Annotated in this window: 15 protein-coding genes and 1 pseudogene; 12 read left to right on the top strand and 4 right to left on the bottom strand. The window is 55.5% G+C overall.

Annotated features, from left to right (window positions below; all coding sequences use genetic code 11):
- Positions 1-102 precede the first annotated feature (102 nt).
- Both B723_RS16925 and B723_RS16920 read left to right on the top strand, forming a co-directional pair.
- Positions 103-324 (top strand): hypothetical protein, encoded by a 222-nt coding sequence (locus B723_RS16925; protein WP_017337819.1) that lies wholly within the window; start codon positions 103-105, stop codon positions 322-324.
- A 169-nt stretch (positions 325-493) separates the two neighbouring features.
- Positions 494-1,804, top strand: a complete 1,311-nt coding sequence (locus B723_RS16920; RefSeq protein WP_017337818.1) for an RES family NAD+ phosphorylase — start codon at positions 494-496, stop codon at positions 1,802-1,804.
- Positions 1,805-2,262: 458 nt separating this feature from the next.
- Here the strand turns inward: B723_RS16920 and B723_RS16910 are convergent, their stop codons facing one another.
- Positions 2,263-3,015, bottom strand: coding sequence for an NAD-dependent protein deacylase (locus tag B723_RS16910; protein WP_017337815.1), 753 nt, complete (start codon positions 3,013-3,015; stop codon positions 2,263-2,265).
- 53 nt (positions 3,016-3,068) lie between these two features.
- The gene (locus B723_RS16905) at positions 3,069-4,469 is read right to left on the bottom strand and encodes a hypothetical protein (protein ID WP_193392998.1); all 1,401 of its coding nucleotides are present in this window, start codon (positions 4,467-4,469) and stop codon (positions 3,069-3,071) included.
- A gap of 525 nt (positions 4,470-4,994) precedes the next feature.
- On the opposite strand from B723_RS16905, the gene B723_RS16900 reads away from it, so the two are divergent.
- From B723_RS16900 to B723_RS16890, 3 genes are read left to right on the top strand one after another with little or no spacing between them, the layout of a single operon-like run.
- Positions 4,995-5,756 (top strand): hypothetical protein, encoded by a 762-nt coding sequence (locus B723_RS16900; protein WP_017337812.1) that lies wholly within the window; start codon positions 4,995-4,997, stop codon positions 5,754-5,756.
- A gap of 1 nt (position 5,757) precedes the next feature.
- Positions 5,758-7,473 (top strand): hypothetical protein, encoded by a 1,716-nt coding sequence (locus B723_RS16895; protein ID WP_017337811.1) that lies wholly within the window; start codon positions 5,758-5,760, stop codon positions 7,471-7,473.
- Complete coding sequence (locus B723_RS16890) at positions 7,451-9,196, top strand: LeoA/HP0731 family dynamin-like GTPase (protein WP_017337810.1); 1,746 nt, start codon at positions 7,451-7,453, stop codon at positions 9,194-9,196. Before B723_RS16895 ends, B723_RS16890 begins: the two co-directional genes overlap by 23 nt.
- 49 nt (positions 9,197-9,245) lie before the next feature.
- Here the strand turns inward: B723_RS16890 and B723_RS16885 are convergent, their stop codons facing one another.
- Positions 9,246-10,730 (bottom strand): DUF726 domain-containing protein, encoded by a 1,485-nt coding sequence (locus tag B723_RS16885; RefSeq protein WP_017337809.1) that lies wholly within the window; start codon positions 10,728-10,730, stop codon positions 9,246-9,248.
- 190 nt (positions 10,731-10,920) lie between these two features.
- On the opposite strand from B723_RS16885, the gene B723_RS16880 reads away from it, so the two are divergent.
- From B723_RS16880 to B723_RS16850, 7 genes and pseudogenes are all read left to right on the top strand, one after another.
- The gene (locus B723_RS16880; protein WP_017337808.1) at positions 10,921-12,003 is read left to right on the top strand and encodes a helix-turn-helix transcriptional regulator; all 1,083 of its coding nucleotides are present in this window, start codon (positions 10,921-10,923) and stop codon (positions 12,001-12,003) included.
- A gap of 393 nt (positions 12,004-12,396) precedes the next feature.
- The gene (locus B723_RS16875) at positions 12,397-12,732 is read left to right on the top strand and encodes a hypothetical protein (protein WP_017337807.1); all 336 of its coding nucleotides are present in this window, start codon (positions 12,397-12,399) and stop codon (positions 12,730-12,732) included.
- Positions 12,733-12,876: 144 nt separating this feature from the next.
- Positions 12,877-13,845: a DUF932 domain-containing protein gene (locus B723_RS16870; protein WP_017337806.1), complete on the top strand. Its 969-nt coding sequence runs from the start codon at positions 12,877-12,879 to the stop codon at positions 13,843-13,845.
- 93 nt (positions 13,846-13,938) lie between these two features.
- On the top strand, positions 13,939-14,943 hold the full coding sequence (locus B723_RS16865) for a YqaJ viral recombinase family protein (RefSeq protein ID WP_017337805.1): 1,005 nt from the start codon (positions 13,939-13,941) through the stop codon (positions 14,941-14,943).
- Between the two features lie 78 nt (positions 14,944-15,021).
- Positions 15,022-15,941 (top strand): annotated as a pseudogene (locus tag B723_RS16860) (hydrolase or metal-binding protein).
- A 52-nt stretch (positions 15,942-15,993) separates the two neighbouring features.
- Entirely contained in the window at positions 15,994-16,491 is a 498-nt protein-coding gene (gene radC, locus B723_RS16855) for a RadC family protein (protein ID WP_017337804.1), read from the top strand.
- Positions 16,492-16,742: 251 nt separating this feature from the next.
- Entirely contained in the window at positions 16,743-17,045 is a 303-nt protein-coding gene (locus tag B723_RS16850; RefSeq protein ID WP_017337803.1) for a hypothetical protein, read from the top strand.
- Between the two features lie 24 nt (positions 17,046-17,069).
- Here the strand turns inward: B723_RS16850 and brxL are convergent, their stop codons facing one another.
- Positions 17,070-19,145, bottom strand: coding sequence for a BREX system Lon protease-like protein BrxL (gene brxL, locus B723_RS16845; RefSeq protein WP_017337802.1), 2,076 nt, complete (start codon positions 19,143-19,145; stop codon positions 17,070-17,072).
- Positions 19,146-19,150: the final 5 nt, after the last annotated feature.

The following is a 19,150-nucleotide window of genomic DNA, read 5'->3' as shown; positions in this document are numbered from 1 at the left end:
GATTGCTGAAAACAAAGGCGCGTCATTGGAGTTTCAGCTCACGACGCATTCTGACCATTCTCGCCTCTACCCTGTCCTCTCTTCAGTGTCAGGACACTTCCTATGCGTACCACTCTCACTCCATTCACCGCCGATGACCAGCGTGCAGCCGACACCTGTCCGCTCTCGCGCAAGTGGTGTCTCCAACTGCTGCTGCAGCTTGGCGGACACCGAAATCTTCTCGGCCGGCACGGCTTTAACGATGATGATCTTGCGCTCGGGATGGGCCTTGGGAGGTGGGTCGAGGCTGATGATTACAGCGCGGCTGATGTTGTTCAGTACTGAGATAAATACCGAATGCGCACAGCCCGGGCCAGTGGGTGACCCTGGGCTTTTAATCGGGTTTAAAGAGTGTTCAGAGTCACCCTGGGGATTAAGGCGTCTTGGTTCAGTGGGCTATGGATGCGATCATCCAGCTATGCCCGCGAGCGTCAAAATCTAAAGGTGTCGGACGATGAAAACGGACAAGTTGCTAGAGTCGATTTGCTTTGAGTGTGTGGGGGATCACTATTTGAAGCAGAGGATTGTAGGTTCAGGGGTGAAGGGCAAATGTTTGAACTGTGGGGAATACCGGTTTTCCATTGAGCTAGAGACATTATCCGATGATATAGCCGAGATACTTCTGACAAACGTAGCGCCTGGTGATTTATTCGATGTCTGGGACATTGAAAGGGATCGAATGAGCTATACCGAACGACGGGGTGAGTCGCTCAGTTACTACGTAAGAGAGATCCTGCAAATTCATGAAGAGAGCAATTCGGTCATCGACTACGTGCTGGGTACGCTGGTAAGCCAGTCGCCAGGCAACGAAGGGTTCTTTGATGAGGGTGCCTATGAACGAAGAGTATGGGTACCAGTTGACGTAGAGGAAAACTGGCTCGATTTTCGAAACGGATTGATGCATAAGAGCCGTTTCTTCAATCACAAGGCCAGAGAATTTCTGGAGTGGCTGTTTGAGGGAATCGACGATTACCAGGTATGGGGCTCTGGCCCTGGTGTCGTTCGTCCGCTAAATCCCACCGAGAGCAAGCCGATTTTTCGTGCGCGAGACTGTACGCCACCGAAGGACCGTAGTTCGGCCATTTTTGCTGATCCCACTAAGCAGTTAGCAGCGCCTCCGAAAGAGTTAGCGCCTGCCGGGCGGATGAGTCCTGCGGGTGTTCCAGTGTTCTATGGTGCCTTTGAACGTGAAACGTGCATCGCTGAGCTCAGGCCACCCGTCGGTGGGAAAGTCATCAGTGGCGAGTTCAAACTCACCAAAGAAATACGAGTATTCGACTTCACAGCGCTGGAGGATGCCTACGACAGGAAAGTCATAAGTTACTTTGAACCGGACTATCGCCGAAAAATTGAACGGCGGCAGTTTTTGAAGAGTTTCCACAGCATCATCAGTCGCCCTGTGGTACCTGGTCAGGACCATGAGTACCTACAAACTCAGGTGATCGCTGAGTACCTTGCCACTCAACATTCCCCGCCCATTGATGCCGTTATTTTTGCGTCTGCGCAGAACAAGCATGAACGAGGCAAAAACATTGTGCTGTTTTCGCAGGCTATATCGCCTGATCCGCTTCTGCCTGTTGTTGATGAATACGGCCATTTGCCGTGGGTAGGTGAGCAACCTGATTCCGCAATTGAGTTTGTACCCGAGTCATTGATGGTTCACGAGATCGAGCAGGTGAAGGTCAAGACGAAGGATACGAGGGTGATCAAGGGTCAGCTCGAAAGCGATATCGATGATTACTATGAGCGGGGTTACTGGGACTGAATGCAGCCCCTCCTTTTTGACTTTCGAAGGCTTTATAAAGCGTTTACGGCACTTGTCCATCCGGCAGTGCTGGTTCAGTACGTGCTGAGGAACTGCAATGGTCTGAACATGATGACGCTACAGATGGGGGTGATTCTGTCGGGCGATCCGCGTTTCTATGACGCGATAAGGACAGTGTAGGACGAATTTAACCAGATCCTACCAGGTCTGGCTTCATCTCTTAACTGAATCAGGAGCGAAGTATGGGACGTGCCAAGGATCACATGATGGAGCTTGAAAATGACCGTATGCGTCAGTGGATGATGGATACGTATGGCATTGATAAGGATGAGTTGGACGAATATTCATAAGAATGGCAAGAAATGACACAGGAATATCAGGCGGAATGTCGACTGAAGTCCAAGGGGCTGCAGCACCCCATAGGTTTCGTTCATTGAGCGGAATGTAGGCGATTGGACCTACTCTGCGAAGACCTCCTCGACCAACCGCGGCAGAACCTCTGCCGCTCTGCCCGCCAAGCTGAATTCGCGATCCCCTTTTACAGGCTCAGGCTGCAAATTGATGTGCAGCACCTGCGCGCCATGTTGCAAGGCAATCCGAGGGATCTCGGCCGCTGGTTGCACCAGACCGGACGTGCCGATCGAAAGCAGCACATCACAGTCCTTCGCTGCCGACACGGCCTTGCGCCACACATCATCGGGCAGCGACTCGCCAAACCAGACCACTCCTGGTCGCACTTTTCCATTGCAATGCCTGCAGCGCGGCGGCTCGATGCGGCGCCCGCCTTGCGGCTCATCGAGTGGGTCCGCGCTGAACGTATACGGTCGCGCACAGGCAAAGCAGCGCGGTGAACTCAGACTTCCGTGCAGATGCAAGACATCACAACAGCCGGCGCGCTCTAGCAAATCATCAACGTTCTGGGTGACGACGGTGAGCATGGGCACGCGACGAGCCAATGCGGCGATGGCCCGGTGCGCAGCGTTCGGTTGTGCGCCAAGGACCTTGGCACGTCGCCACTCGTACCAACCCCATACGAGGGCGGGGTCATTGCGGAACGCTTGGGCTGTGGCCAGTGCAGCGGGGGCGAAGTTTTCCCACAGGCCGGTCAAGGCATCGCGAAATGTCGGGATGCCACTTTCTGCAGAAATGCCTGCGCCGCTAAACACCACGACGTGGCGTGCGCTACGCAACTGATCAACCTGGAATTCCATCACGACCTCTTGCATGTTGTCAGCGTGGCCTCAGTACTGCTCAATTCAGTGAGCTACCGGGAAGCCGTCACCAACGGATAACGCACGTCGAAGCCCACCATGAACAATGCCCGCTCCAGATCCAGCAGTCTCACTTCCCGCCCCTGCGCGGCGAGCACCCGGATCACCGCGTGGAGGATGCGACTGGTCACCCGCACAAGTCCGGCCCAGATTCCGGCAGGATTGGGCCCCTTGGTGCTGCTTCTGTAAAGATTGATAAATTCGAAGCCTTCTTGCGAAGGGTCGCGTGTTTCGACGTTATTGTTGGTTGTTTTTTGATTGGGGCCCCAGCGAAACGCCAGGTCTGGCGGTACAACGCTCCCCCCGATGCCTTCGAGCCATTTACGCACCAACAACCCCAGCGCAGCCCCTACCCGTCCATCATAGATGATGATGCCGTCCGGGGCGGCAGCGGCGTAAATCTTGGTCATTGCGGAGTTCATCAGCAGGTTAGTGCCATCGAAAGCCGTGAGCGATTCGTTGCTTGCGGGTCGAAGCAATTTCACCGCCTGCAAGATCGAATGGCACAGGGTCTGGTCGGCGAACCGGGTCTCGACCCACAGCAAAGAGGCGTCGCCCGGCTTATTGGCGACACCTCCCCATTTGAATATCTGCAGGCAGGCCTCTCGCGCGGCAATGCAATCGTTCGCCGCAAGTGCCGTGCGAAGCCGCGCCGCAATGCTGGAAAAGTCATCAGGTGCTTTCTTTTCCGGCCAGGAATAATGCTTGGCGGCCTCGGCCAGGGTCAGGCACCACCACTCCTTGTTTTGGGGCCGGGTCAGCTCCTTCCATGGCGTCCATGAGTGATGCCTGGTGATTGAATAACGATGCTCGAATGAACCCGGACCGCCTGACCATAGTGTTGCCAAATGATTGGCAAACGCCTGTTGAACCGGGCTGAGACATCCTGCCTTCAACTCTTCAACAACCCGTTGATTCGGTTCGACAACCGCCGCTACGGCCACGGACCGCGTCGTCAACCAGACCGCAGTGGGCTGTTTCGAGCGGATCCCCACAACTCCCAATTGCTCAAGAATCGGAAGCACGTAGGTGATATTTCGCGGACCGTAGGTTCCACTGGAAAGTTCTCGGGCGACCTTGCAAAGCGGCCCGGCTTTTTTATGGTCATTATCGGATTCGATCACACACGGATTACCGGCGTGGTGGTCGTTGACGTGCAGATATTCCAGCACGGCTTCGAAGGCGGCTTTCGGGATCGCAAGCGTCGTCTTGCCCACCGCTACCTTGACCCGCTCGGGCGTCACACTGTCTACACCGAATTCAGAACGTCGCGACGGTGTTTGAAGCGTTCCCAATGCCCCCATCATTGGCCACAACGATGAGACTTTTTGAGCTGCCACTTGCGTCATGCTTACTTCCTTGCTGAATTCGAGAATAAGATTGCCGGCGGACACTACCCCTCCCCCTGCGTCCTGCGCAAGATTTCAACCTCCGCTTCCATCGACTTGTAATGCCGGTACATCTCATACCCTTTCTTGGCGATGATTACGACGCCTACAGCGGCCAGAAAATTTTTCAACATGGTCACACCCTCAGTTGTTGGAAGGTTTGATCATGATCAGGGGCCGCGACAAATTGAGTCGCACCGAGCAAAAGTGGCGTTGATGCACCCACCCCACTCAAGCTTTTCCCGGCGATGCCGATAAACGGCAATGGACCATGCTCCACTGGCATAAAGCCCCACACCAACAAGGACGTTGCGTATGCCTCTTGTAACCCGCTTCACGGTTCTCCCCGGACCGACCTCTCGACCAACACTTTCTACAGCCATTGGGCAATTTCAATGCAGCTTCGCTGAACTGACGGCGCCTGCGGCTGCGATTTATCCCCCCATCGGAACATCGGGCACGACACAAAATGTCGCGGGTACGCCTGACACTCAGCCCCACCAGGCTGACTCCATCACACAAGGAACAGTAATGAACGCGCCCCAAGACCTTAACCGCCTGTATTCCGACGTTTCCGACAGTATCGCCGGCGCCATGGCCGACATTCTGGATTTGAATGTCGAGCACAAAGACGGCAAGCGCGAAGTCGGCAACATGACCGAGAAGCTTCGCGCCATCCAGGCTCAGTTCGATGGCGAACTTGATCAGCTGAAGACGCATGCCGAGTGGGACATGTTCACCATGGCGTTTTTCGGTGAAACCAACGCGGGCAAGAGCACGATCATCGAGTCGTTGCGCATTCTGTTCAAGGAAGAGTCCCGGCAAGCATTGCTGGAACAAAATGCTCACGACTTGGTGAAGTACGAAAAAGCGCTGGCCGAGCATATCGAACGATTGCGTGAAGGCCTGAGTGCGGTTTACGAGGAACATGCCGCGCAAATCTCTGACATCCGCCAGGGCACGCGCCGTCTTTGCGAGATTCTGCAGGAAGAGACCGCTGCCAGAAACCGCATCGCTGAAGCCGAAGCGCAGGCCCGAACGGCACTGGCAGAGCAAGAGGCCAATGCCCGATTGAAGGTCGAACAGGAAGTCGCCGCACAACGGCTAAAGGCCGAGCAGGACATAGCGGCGCAACGTTTGAAGGCGGAACAGGAAGAAGCCGCGCAACGCCTACAACTGGCCCAAGACCAATCCAACGCCAAAATCAGGACAAAACTGATTGCTTTTACCTGTGGCGGAATGGTGCTGGGGGCAGCCGCATCGGCACTGCTGTTGAAACTGGCAGGAGTCTGAGATGAGCAACTTTGAGCTCGACGAACTGTTCGATCAAGCGACCGCGGTGCCTGAAGACGCGCCGATCGCTAACCCCTTTGCTCACATCAAGACCCAATCGGCCGCCATGGATGACGTGCTGAATCAGCGATTGGCCGATGTATTTTCCGGCGCTCTGGCACTTGACCGAAAAAAAGCCCTGGCCTTGCGTATCGACGGGCGGATCATCGGCACCGGCGAAGCGGATTTCACCAAAGGCAATACGTTCTACACGCTCAACTACAAGGGCAAACGCTTCCAGTTGATCGATGTACCCGGCATTGAAGGTGACGAGGGCAAGTATTCGCACATGGTCCGTGAAGCGGTGGCCAAGGCGCACCTGGTGTTCTACGTCAACGGCACCAACAAGAAGCCTGAAAAAGCCACCGCAGAGAAAATCCGCTCCTATTTGCGTCTCGGCACCCAAGTGTGTCCCTTGGTGAACGTGCGCGGCAACGCCGATGCCTACGAGTTCGAGGAGGACCGGCAAGCCCTCGAAAGCGGTGCATTGCAGCAGACCGTGGGCGTGCTCGAGTCTGTGCTGGGCGCCAAGGCCATGCAGTCTGGCCACTGCGTGCAGGGGTTGCTGGCTTTCTCGGCGCTGGCCGCTGCACCAGGGACGGAACGTACGACCATCCACCCTTCCCGGGATCGCGACCTGGTCATTCAGCAACGAAATTACCGCAAGTATTTCGCCTCGCCGAAGGCCATGTACGAGTTCAGCCAGATCAAGTCAGTCGCCCAGGTGCTTCACGGAAAACTGGGCACCTTCAAAGAAGACATGATCGAGAGCAACAAGACCAAAGTTCATGAGTTGCTGGTGGAAAACCTCGCCATCCTGCAAGAACTCCACACCAGCCATGAAACGTTCGTGGCCAGGACAGAACCAGAGTTCGACAAGTGCCGCATTGCCGTCAAAGACGGCTTGGCCAAGTTCGAACAGTCCGTCACGAAGGGCCGAAAAATCCTGTGGGACCGACTCTTCACTGACATGAGTGCGACTGCCGACGACATCGTCGAGGAACACTTCGGCGAAAACGAATTGGTCGCCAGCAAGATCCAGCGCGCCTTTCGCGAGCGCCAGGAACAGCTGAAAGAAGAATTGCAGACTCAGTTCGAAAAGTATCTGGCGGAGTTGCAAAACGATCTGGTGCAGGCCATGCAGCGGCTGCTGGAGGACGTTTCGAGGGTTGAGTTCGAGCAGGCAATCGCTTACGCAGGCGCGGACCTTAACGCGAGCTACAAGACACCGGAGCTGGGCCTTGGACTGGATTTCAAAGATTACGGCTGGATGCTGTTCAACGTAGGGTCCTATGCCCTCGCGGGCGCCGGGATCGGCACCGCATTCCCTGTCGTCGGCAACCTTATTGGCGCAGCTGTCGGCGCTGCGGTGGGGCTCTTGATCAACCTCATGAACTTCCTCCTCAGCAAGGAAAAACGCATTCGCAAAGCCCAGGCTCAAGTCCAGGACAAGATCGCCGAAGCACGCGCCAATGCCGCCGACTCCCTGCGTGATGAGCTGAAGGCTTTGCTCACACCTGTTCGCAGTCAAATCGAGGCAAAAGTCCTCGGACAAGTCAACGACATCCATGCATCCCTGATTCGCCCGCTGCACATCATCAAGCAGCAGATGGCATTGATGCAGCGCACCAAAGATCAACTGGAGAAAATGCCCCATGGAACAATTCACGCAATTTAATGTTGATAAGCAAACAGCGATCAAAGGCCTGGATCAGCTTCGAGTCATCCTGAAAGAGTTGGGCGAGCTAGGCAGTGACGTCAGTGCCGAAATGGAAAAGATCGATTCAGCCGTCAAGGCAATCGAATCCGACGTTTTGCGCATTGCACTGCTAGGCGCCTTCTCCGACGGCAAGACCAGCGTGATCGCCGCATGGCTGGGTAAAGTCATGGCCGACATGAAGATCGACATGGACGAATCCTCCGATCGCCTGGCGATCTACACGCCAGAGGGGCTGCCGGGCAAGTGTGAAATCGTCGATACCCCCGGCCTTTTCGGTGACAAGGAAAAGACCGTCGATGGCGAACAGGTGGTTTATGAAGACCTGACCAAACACTACATCTCCGAAGCGCATCTGATCCTGTACGTCGTGGATGCCACCAACCCGCTCAAGGAAAGCCACAGCGCTATCGCCAAGTGGGTGCTGCGCGACTTGAACAAGCTGTCTTCGACGGTCTTCGTCATCAATAAAATGGACGAAGTGACCGACCTGACCGAACAGGTGCTGTTCGATGATCAGGCCACCATCAAAAAGGACAACCTGAAAGCCAAGTTGCAGCGAATAGCCAACTTGACCTCGGAAGAACAGGCACGCCTGAACATCGTCTGCCTGGCCTCCAACCCCGGTGGTCGGGGTCTGGAGTTCTGGTTCGGCAAGCCCGAGCACTACGAAAGCCGCTCGCGGATCAACGACCTGAAGGCCATGACCAGCCGCATCCTGCAAGACAACGTACCTGCGGCACTGATGGCCAAGACGGGCATGGACGTTGTGCGCGATGTCGTCGGCCAGCATGTGGCACGGGCCGAAGAGCAATTGGGCAGACTGGATGCCTTTGCGCAGCAGAACGCCGAGGAGTCCGTGCGGATCAACCAGGATATTTCCAAGGGCCGTCGCGAGGTGAAACGCCTTGCTGGGGAGCTTTTCGATGAGCTGAACAATCTTGAAAAAGACTTGCTTGGCAAGCTTCGCCCGCTGTCGCTGGAAAATATTCGTGACTTTCTCGAGGACGAAATCGGCTACACCGAAGAAGGTGTCGGCTACAAACTCAACCTTAAAATCAAGGCCGCCATCGACCGCTCGTTCGATCAATCCTCCAAGGTCACCAACCGCATTTCCCAGGACATCGGCCGTCAGCTCAACTCAAGCGAAAGCTTCCTCAATGCCATGAGCGAGGGCGCACTCAAGTCCATGGGTGGCGCCGCTAAAGGTATTGCCAACCTGAGCCCGGACATCATCAAGAGTGCAGTGTTTGCTGCGAGAGATGCACTGGGGGCCGTGACCGGAGTGGTCTTCAAGTTCAAACCGTGGCAGGCAACCAAAATTGCTGGCGCCATTTCCAAGTGGGCTGGCCCTGCAGGCGCTGCCTTCACCCTGACCTCGGACCTTCTGGGTGCCTACAAGGCTCACGAACTCGAGCAGGAATTGAAGACTGCCAAAGAATCCATCACCACGATCATCAAGAGTTCGTTCAAGGACATTTACGACCTTATTGGCGATGACGAAAAGCTGCTGGACTTCTTTGCACCGCAGCTCAAAGAGTTTGAGAAGATCGTCGCAGCCGTTGATGAGCGCTCGAAATTCATTCGCAGCAACCAGGAAAAGCTGATTCAAGTACGCGAAAAACTGAACGCGCTGGGGCTGCCAGGCAGCACAGAGCCTTCAATGCGAGCGTTGACCGCTTAACCAGGGCTTTAACGCCGCCAGGAGCAGCACGCTGGCGGCTACCCTTTCCTCAATGCAACCCGTCATTGCCCAGCTTCACCCGCGCATAAAAAATGATTGCGACTGCCGGAATCAATGCCGAGTAACCGGGCTTCAATGCTGTCTTGACGTTGGTAATCACTCGTCCGACCGTCGTCGCCGCCAACAGTTTTGGCACCATCGCCAGCAGGTTAGGCGACACGAAGCTACCAATGGTTGCCATTGTAATCTGCGAACTGACTGAGCCAGATGCCTGCGCGCCCATCGAGGCTGATGACTTGAAGCAGGCACTCAACGTTAACCGTCCCGCCAAAGCATCGACGTGCCTGAAATAGTGCTCTGCCGACAGGGTTTTCAGGTCCGTTTCCGTTGATTTGCTGAGTTCATGCCCTTCTGGAAACGCGTTATGGAAGAACCTGCGGACCAATGCGCCCTCAAGCTCCAGGATGGTCGTGCACTTATGCAACTCGTCTTCATCCAATTCAAAATGCGATGCCAGCATTTCAAGCACTTCGGCGTAAGGCAAACCTCGGCGTCGCGTCATGTTGGCCAGGCAATGGCCGCCCAACAGTTGAAATTCCCGGGTGAAGGCGTAGTGCTTTTCGTTTGAGTCCTGGTTGTCGTCAAGGGACGTCCAGCTGCTGTTCTTGAGGTGCTTGATCGCTTCCTCCAATAACGTTGGGTGCGACGGTTCAAGGTGTTCAAACAGGTCGTAGAGCAGATAATCCGTACGCACGTGATCATCCTGCAGATCGCCTTCCTTGTTCAGAAGAACCGGATAATGCTGCCCCTGGAAACCGGCAAAGACAGTGACCGTCAAAACCTTGTGCAGGTTCGGCCAGTAGTCTTGATGGCCGAAACCGGTCATCGAAACATTCTCGAAATTCGTCACTTCGTGGCGCCCCAGGCAAGTTTCGTCTGCGTTCATCAGCAGCATCCTGTCGGACCTGGAGTAGGCATTGATCAACCGTCCTTTGATACATGCCTTGAGTCCTGGCACTTCGTCAGCCTTCACTTCGACAGCAGCGGCCATCAGCAGTACATCGCCGATGGTGAGGCTATAGCCGTCGGGTTGGCGAACCAGTTTCCTCAAGGCACTGACCAGCACTCGGCCGCCCAATGAGTGGCCGATCAGATTGATTTCGGCCACCTCGGGATGATTCGCCTTCAAGTAATCGTGCAACTCACTGAGCAGGACATCACCCATTTCCGTTGCCCGACGACGACTGAGGGCAAAATGCGCCACGCGGTCCGCTACAAATGCAGCGGCCGTTGCATAGGGATACAGGCGGCCGGCGGCGACAACGAGCTGCTTGGTGGTGTTGGACACCTGCAAGTAATGGCCCGAGCGCCAGAAGCCAAGAATGTTGATGCCATTGTGCAGCGTGGAGGGAATCTGCCTGGACAACAATCGGCGATCCTTCAGATCGTGCCCGGCGGAATACCCGTGAACGAACACGTTCGCCACCGTGCTGGCACTGTGCGGCAGGGTCAAGAACCTGAAGTGTTTTACCAAAAGTGAAGCTCCGTTCTAACCAGGATTTTTCAGTGCCATGGGCACACTTCGAAACAAGCCCTTTGCCTATTCGCCTGTGGATCCCGATCTTCAAAAAGTGATAGCTTATCGCCATTCCGCGACACAATGTACTCCCGTAAATTCCTCCCCCGGTTGCTTTTTCACCCTCCCCCCGCACAAGGAAAATACCGTGCCGTCAGCCAAATCTCATTCCACGGTCAGTCGTCAATGGGAACTGCTCAAGCTCCTGCCCAAACGCGATTCAGGCATCACCGTGACGGAACTGCTGGCGCGGCTTGACACGTGTGGCTACCAGACCAGCCGGCGTACGGTCGAACGCGACCTGGTTGATTTGTCCCTGGTGTTTCCATTGCAGTGCAGCGAAGACGGTTCACCGCAGGCCTGGCACTGGACGCCGGGGGTGAATGTCGAGTTGCAAGGCATTACCTTGACCGAAGCCTTGAGCCTGGCGCTGGTTGAAGATGCCATTCGCCCGTTATTGCCCGCCAGCATGTTGAGCGTGCTGGAACCGCGCTTCGTGCATGCCCGGCGCAAGCTCAAAGGCCTGGAAGACGATAACCCGGCAGCTCGTTGGCTGGAAAAGGTTGCCGCCGTGCGACCGGACCTGAATCTCCAGGCACCGGACATCGATCCGCACCGGCTGGAGTCATTGCAGAAGGCATTGATCAATGAAAGTCAGGTGCAGTGCCAGTATTACTCCGCACACACCGACAAGTTGAGCGAGATGACGCTCAATCCCCTGGCAATGGTGCAGCGCGGGCTGGTGACCTATTTGATTGCCACGGCGCATCCGTACACCGATATACGCCAGTTTGCAGTGCACCGTTTCCGCACGGTCGAGCAGCTCGACAGATCTGCCGAGGGCGTGCAGGGATTCGACTTGCGCGCCTACCTGGCCAGCGACGCGTTGCAGTTCGGAACGCCGGAGAAAATTCAGTTTCAGGCATGGGTGAGTGAGCGCCAGGCACGCTTGATCCGCGAGACACCGCTGAGCCCGGACATGACCCTGGAACAACTCGAAGATGGCTATCGGGTGCGCTCGACGCTGAGCAACACCTGGCAACTGCACTGGTGGATTCTGTCCCAGGGCGACGCCATGGTGGTCGAACAGCCGGCCGAACTTCGTGCCCAGATCGGCGAAATGCTGCAGCGTGCAGCAGCTGCCTATCAACCACTTGATAAGGTCGCGGGAACAGTGGTCTCGCAGGTTAACGAGCAAGCGGCGGAACAATCCACCGCGTCTGTCGCGTAGGACCCTGGCTAAGCCGCCGGTTGAGGCTGGTCACACAGTGGAAACCGCCCGACGCAGACAACCTCGACTCGATGAAGAGGCATCGTTTTGCCGGCAAAAGGTGCCATTTGAAATTGGGCTCGCTCTGCCCCATTTTCGGATGGTGTTTCTCGACAGTCCGGTGCGTTTGGCTATCCCTTCTGACCGATTGCTGCACCTAATCGTCAAAGAGCCCGATTACGATTCGATTCAAAACAATCTCAGTCATACATCACGAACCTGCACCTATCCGCATCAGGCATCCCCCAGACTTCGCAGTCTCTCCATTTAAGCAGATCGCGCAGGCGACCTGCTTGATGGGCTCTATGCCCGTGCAATGACTTGAGCCCGACTTTCTCGACAGGAACCCTGCACATGACCACTCAATGCCCACGCTGTCACTCCACTGCTGTCATCACCAAGGATTTAGCCAGGAAAGTCGGCGCCCTTATCGGCACCGTTGGTGGCGCAGCCCAAGGCGTCACCGGCGCCATGGCCGGTGCCGAAGTTGGCGCAGTTATCGGCGTAGTCGCTGGCCCCGCCGGTGTTGCTGCTGGTGGCATGGCTGGGGCCATTCTCGGGGGGCTAGCCGGCGCGGCGACCGGCTGTATCGCGGGCGCCAAACTCGGCGAAGTCATCGATGAACGGGTTTTGGACAATTACGCTTGTCTCGACTGCAAACTGCAGTTTAGTGACCGTCATTCCGTTTGAACTGCTCCTCTCCCGCTTGACGTAATTGCTGTTCCCCACCTGATTCATCGCTCCCTCCCCTCTCTATCAACACTCCGCACACCGACTGATCCCTGCTGAATATCCAGCGGCTTCGCCGTGCGCCTATGAAAAGGAATCACTTCCATGGCTCATCTCGTCGAACAAATGGCTTACGTTGGCGCTACCCCTTGGCATGGTTTGGGTAACCGCCTGACGCAAAAACAACCGCTGGAAGTCTGGCAGCGCGAAGCCGGCATGAACTGGCAAATCCATGACAGCCCAGTGCATTTCAAATCAGACAGTATCGGCACCCTGGGCTCGATCCACTCTTTCCCCGAACAGAAGGTACTGTATCGCTCCGACACCAAGGCCCCCTTATCTGTGGTATCCAACCGCTACCAGATTGTGCAGCCGCGTGAGGTGCTGGAGTTCTACCGAGATCTGACGGAGGTTTCTGGTTACGAGCTCGAAACAGCCGGGATACTCAAAGGTGGCCGCAAGTTCTGGGCGCTGGCCAGGACGGGGCAGGCAACCGCGCTGAAGGGAAACGACCAGGTGAATGGCTATCTGCTGCTAGCTACCTCCTGCGATAGCACCCTGGCCACTACTGCCACCCCGACCACAGTTCGCGTGGTCTGCAATAACACCCTAACCATTTCTCTGAGCGGCGCTACGCATGCGATCAAGGTGCCGCACAACACCCGCTTTGATCCAAAGGCCGTGAAGAAACAACTGGGCATCGCCGTCTCGCAATGGGACGAGTTCATGTACCGCATGCGGGCACTGGCAGAGCGCAAGGTGCAGTGGCATGAGGCAATGGGCTTCTTCATGAATGTACTGTGCGACGTAGCTCCCAATAGCAAACTGCCGGAAGTCCTGCCGAATGAGCGGGCACTGCGCAAAGTCCAAGGCTTGTATGAAGGCCAAGGTCGTGGAGCGACGCTTGAATCAGCCCAAGGAACTGCGTGGGGCTTGCTCAACGCCGTGACGGAGTATGTCGATCACGAGCGACGTGCCCGAAGTACTGAATACCGCATGGATTCGGCCTGGTTCGGCCAAGGTGCCGCCATCAAAGAACGCGCCCTGAACGCCGCCCTGCAACTCGCTGCTTAGTCTCTGCCTGATCCCCCTCTCTTTCTTCTCACGGCTAAACGCCTGGTCAGTTTCTGCTGGCCGGGCGTTTTTCATGCCGCACAGGAAATCATTATGGCTACGCAAACACTGCAAAACCCCAGCAGCAAACCCCGTCCAGCCTTGCGCCTGGTGGGTACCAAGGAGCTACCGCGTGAAGACTGGTTAGCGGTGCGCAAGCAAGGCATCGGCAGCTCGGATGCCGCCGCTGCCGTAGGGCTCAATCCTTACAAATCCCAACTGGAACTGTGGCTGGAGAAAACTGGCCGTGACAGTTCGCTACTAAAGCTAGATCACAATGATGAAGAGAGCCCAGCTTACTGGGGAAACATCCTGGAACCGATTGTCGCGACCCACTACACCAAGCGCAGTGGTCACCGGGTACGGTGGATCAATGCCGTGCTGCAGCATCCTGATCCTAAATTGCCCTGGATGTTGGCCAACATCGACCGCGAGGTCATCGGCACCGACAATGTACAGATCCTTGAATGCAAAACTGCCGGCATCAACGGCGCTCGCCTCTGGAAAGAAGGCGTGCCGGAGTATGTGCAGTTACAGGTCATGCACCAGTTGGCGGTGACCGGCAAGCAGGCGGCAGATGTAGCGGTACTGCTGGGGGGCCAACACCTGGAGATCCATCGCATCGAACGGGATGAGTCGATGATTGCTCGATTGATCGATCTAGAACGGTTGTTCTGGGATTACGTGGTCAGTGATACCCCGCCACCGGCCGATGGTACAGCCTCGGCCGAATCGGCGTTGCGTTGCCTTTACCCCGAAGACAATGGTCAGACCCTGGACTTCAGCCAGCACACGGAGCTGGCCAGCACCTACCTGGAGCTCAAGGCTATTCGCCAGAGCATTGCCCAGCAGGAGACGCGTGAGGCTCAGCTCAAACAAGCCTTGCAGCAGGCTATGGGTACAGCCACCCGTGCGGAGTTTGCGGAGGGCTACATCAGCTGGAAGAAGTCCAAAGACAGCACCGGTCTGGATGTCGAACAGATGCTGAAGGACAAACCCTACCTGCAGGCCCGCTATCCCAAGATCAAAACAGGCAGTCGCCGCTTCATGATCGGCTGAACCATTCCCCCTCACCCAGACCGCCCGGATCGTTTACATCCCGGTGGCTTTTTTATTTTCAGATCAAGGATAACCGCCATGCTCAGAGGTTTAACCATCACCCCGCCGGTACTCGGGCGCATTTCCATCGGTAAGGTAGTCGAGAAAAACGGTAAGCGCCTGCCGGAGAAAGACGATCAATTCACCCTCACCTCGCAGGTGCAAAGCCGTGACGGTTGGCTACTGCACCCACTCAATGAGGAACTGCGGAACGGCCAGGACGGCAAGCTGCGCAGTATTCCGATCCGATTGCTGTTCAACGAGCCCGATCTGAACTTTCGCGCCGATTACAGCCTGTTCGACCGCACCACCGGCCGGCCGCTGTGCGTCGGCAACGGCGAGACCTGCAAGCGTCTCACTAAGGATGGCATCCAGTCGTTACCCTGCCCTTCGCCGGATGGTTGCTCACTGGCGCAAGGCGGAGCCTGCAAGCCTTACGGCCGGCTGAACGTGGTGATTGGTGACGATGATCCACTGGGCAGTTTCGTCTTCGCACCACTGGGTTCAACAGCATCCGTACCCTGGCGGCACGCCTGCAGTATTTCCAAGCCATCTCCGGCAATCGCCTGGCCTGTCTGCCGCTGGAATTACGTCTGCGTGGTAAATCCACTCGGCAGAGCCACGGGACACCAATCTTCTACGTCGATATCACAGTGCGCAATGGCCTGAGCCTAGAAGACGCCTTGCTTGCCGCCAAGCAACTAGAGGAAACCCGGCAAGCCGCGGGCTTTGACCAGAGCGCCTTGGATCACGCGGCCTGGCAGGGATTTAACAATGGGGCCTTTGAAGACAGCGAGGAGGACACCGGTGGCATCGTCGAGGAGTTTTTCCCCGCCGTTGAAGATCAGACCAGCCCTATAGAGCCCCAAAACCAACTGGCAGCGCCTACCAAACCCACACTCGCGCAAAAGCTGGAGTCGCAAACCATGCGATACAACGGCAAGCCCACCGTTCAGTAACCGGATTTCTCCCCCCCCCTCCGTTCTCACACATCCGCACAGGAATACCCGCATGAAATATCACAAGCTTGTAGCCGGTGAAACGACCGGTACCTATGTCATGGAGACTCCAGTCACCGAAGCTGACATCCTGCAGATGGCTCAACAACTGGCGATGAGTCGTCTGTCTAAAGGCCGGGCACTGACTGAGCCGAAGCAGGTTTTCAGTCACCTGCAAACACTGCTGCAGTACCATGAGTATGAAGTCTTTGCCTTGCTAATGCTTGATGCCAAGCACCGGGTGATTGGTTTCAGAGAACTATTCAGAGGCACGCTGGATGGTGCCAGCGTGTATCCACGGGAAGTGGTGAAGATCGCTTTAGAGCACAACGCGGCGGCCGTAATCCTGGTTCATAATCATCCCTCCGGCGACCCAGAGCCTAGCCAGGCCGATTGCACATTGACCACCACCCTCAAAAACGCACTCAACATGGTCGGTACCCGGATATTGGATCATGTGGTGGTGGGTCATGACGGCTGCGTGTCGTTGGCTGAACGGGGGTATCTGTAACCGAAAGGCCCAGATACTCCGTCCGATAGACTGCCCTGGCCAATGCTAGGGCGGTCAGCAGCAGGATACCCCGGCATTACGTTCTGCTTGCGTGCCGTATCTTCAGTCGAATGCAGCGGGGTTAATTGGATAGGTCTCATACTCAGGGAAAGCCGCTTGACTGCGGCTTTCCCTGAGTAGTTCCTATTGATGTTCTTTTTTTTGCCGGTCAGGCAGAATCTGAAGCCCGATAGGACTACAACCAGACACTGATGAAATTACTCAACACCTACGACGACCGCGACGAAGCCGAGGAAGCTGCCGAGAAGCTGACTGGCGACAAGCGCTTGGCCAGCGAACGCGACGCCACCGTGGTCATCTACAACCTGTTCGGCATTCCCAGCTGGGGAAATTTCCATCGGCTAGGAATGTACAACCTGAGCGTACTGAAAAACCTACTTGACTGCCGTGCTGCCTGGAATCAAACCAACAGAACCCAACACGCCGAGATCATCTCTACATTAAAAACAGTGTCTAAGAACTATGGAATAGAATTACCTGAACATTGGCTATGACAGCAAAAATCAGTGGTTCTCAATTTACCCACGAAAAATATCCACCTTGGTTTCAAGGCACTTTCGCAGACTCAAGTCGTTCGCGCCCACCTCAAACCAGCCACCCGGCTTTTGGTAAAAATCCAGGCCTCGCCCGATTTTGATGACCCAACCGTTGTCCAGGCGGATTTCTCGATCGTGCAGGTTCGGGTTGAGTTTGACCTCAAGCTCCACATCCATCTCGAGCAAGCTTTGCTTCAACTCTTCCAGCTTCTCTGCAATATCGGCCAGCTGCGTGTTGTCGTCGTATCCGGTGATGAGGTTGATCTTCTTCACCGTTCCGGCCTTTAAGACGCACTCACAAAAGCGAACGAAATTCTGGATCTGGTGCTGAAGGCGAATGTACGGGTCTTCAATGACGACCGTCTTTGCTCCTCGCAGGTAGGGACCAATGATCGATTCGTAGCTGTGGCCGACGTCACCGTACATAATCGTGAAGTGCTTCTCCACCAACTCGGCTGAAACAACAGGGGTGACGACAGGAGGAATTACTTCGACTTTGCTCGCAGGCTCGGGCACCCTCGGCTTTTGTATAGCCTCTGTCGCAACGTCACGTTCAGGTGCAAGTTTGTCGTTGAGCTGCCGTCTAAACGGTTGCTGTGTAGCTGCGGCATCCTTCGACTCGGGACAATAGACAACAACTTCTTGCCCCTGCGCATTAACGAATGAGAGATCAATGCGCGCAAACTCATCATCGGGTTTGCGTTTATTCATCTGCTCCTTCACACGTCGACGGCACTCAACTGCGTAGGCTACATATTCTTCGAACTCCTCATCGGTCGGAGAACCGGTAGGGTGAAGAATCTTCAGGAAGGCACAGACGGTTTTCTTGATGCCTTTTTCATCACGGCCCTCAACACTCTTGCCAAGTCGGATGCGTTTACTGACTTCTTCGTACCGATTGGTGTGCTTGAACTGGTAGTGGAATGCTTCCGCCAGGTAGTCGGTAATGAACCCGTAGCTACTGGTTAGAAATTCACTGCTGTTCTTGGGCATTTCCCAGCCAGGTATGTAGGCTGCAAATCGATCCATGATCGCCAAGTCAAACTCAGCGGGCAATGGTTGGAAAAGATCATGCTCAACCGAGTTAACTACTTGGCTGATGGATAAATCGAAATTGCCAACAAAGCTAAGGCTGGCATCAGCGATCACTTCAGCACCACGCGAAAAGCGACCATTCGCCATGAAATCTTTCATGATTTGAATGGTGTCCGGATCTTTGACTTTGATGCCGCCTACTTCGTCGAAAGCCACGGTATCCCAAAACCCAACCAGACCAACCTTACGGCGCGCATTGTTGTAGAACAGCGCCGACTTGGTCGCCTGTCCACCTGAAATCAATGTGGCATAGGGCGAAAATTCACTGAAGAAATACGACTTCCCGGTGCCGCGTGGCCCAAGCTCAATGTAGTTGTAATTGGGTTCAACGAGGGCAGCCAGGCGCGCAATAAAGTGCATACACACGCGATTTGACAGCTTTGTTGGTTCCAGGCCAACGGTGCGCAAAATCGCCGCAATCCACTCGTCACGGGTGAATTGAGTGCGACCTTCACAGTAGCGGTCAAAATCAAAGCGACTGATCTGGATGGGCCGCAGGTCTTCAATGTAAAACGCGTAGTCGTCTTCTTCGATCGCGTTATGTGCCAACGTCACCTCAGCCCAAATTCCGCCCTCCAATAGGCGGTCATTGTCTCGATAGAACTTCTCGCCAATAGCGATACGCTGTGAATTGAAGTTCTCCAATGAGGCCCAGTGGCGCTTTTCCTTCTCGACATACCGAACATGGACCTTGTCGATAAAGCGATGCTTGCCTTTGGTTGCCACCTTTGACTGCGCGGCATTGGCCTCGTCAGGCTTTACATAGTTGTCTTGTAAGCTGGCGAGCACCGCCTCCATGCCCGCATCCATCTCGGCCTGATCATCACTCGCACAAAAGCGCGCAAGCAAAAACTCCAGCACGAAGGTAGGGACGTTGGTTCCCTTCTTAATCCGATGGAGTAGATCCTTGCGCAGTACCTTGCCATCAAAGGTGGCGGTCAGCTTTTGGTCGAGCTCATTCATCGTTT

This window comes from Pseudomonas fluorescens NCIMB 11764, assembly GCF_000293885.2.
In the GTDB taxonomy this organism is placed as follows: domain Bacteria; phylum Pseudomonadota; class Gammaproteobacteria; order Pseudomonadales; family Pseudomonadaceae; genus Aquipseudomonas; species Aquipseudomonas fluorescens_B.
This window is presented reverse-complemented; position numbering and strand designations above follow the sequence as displayed.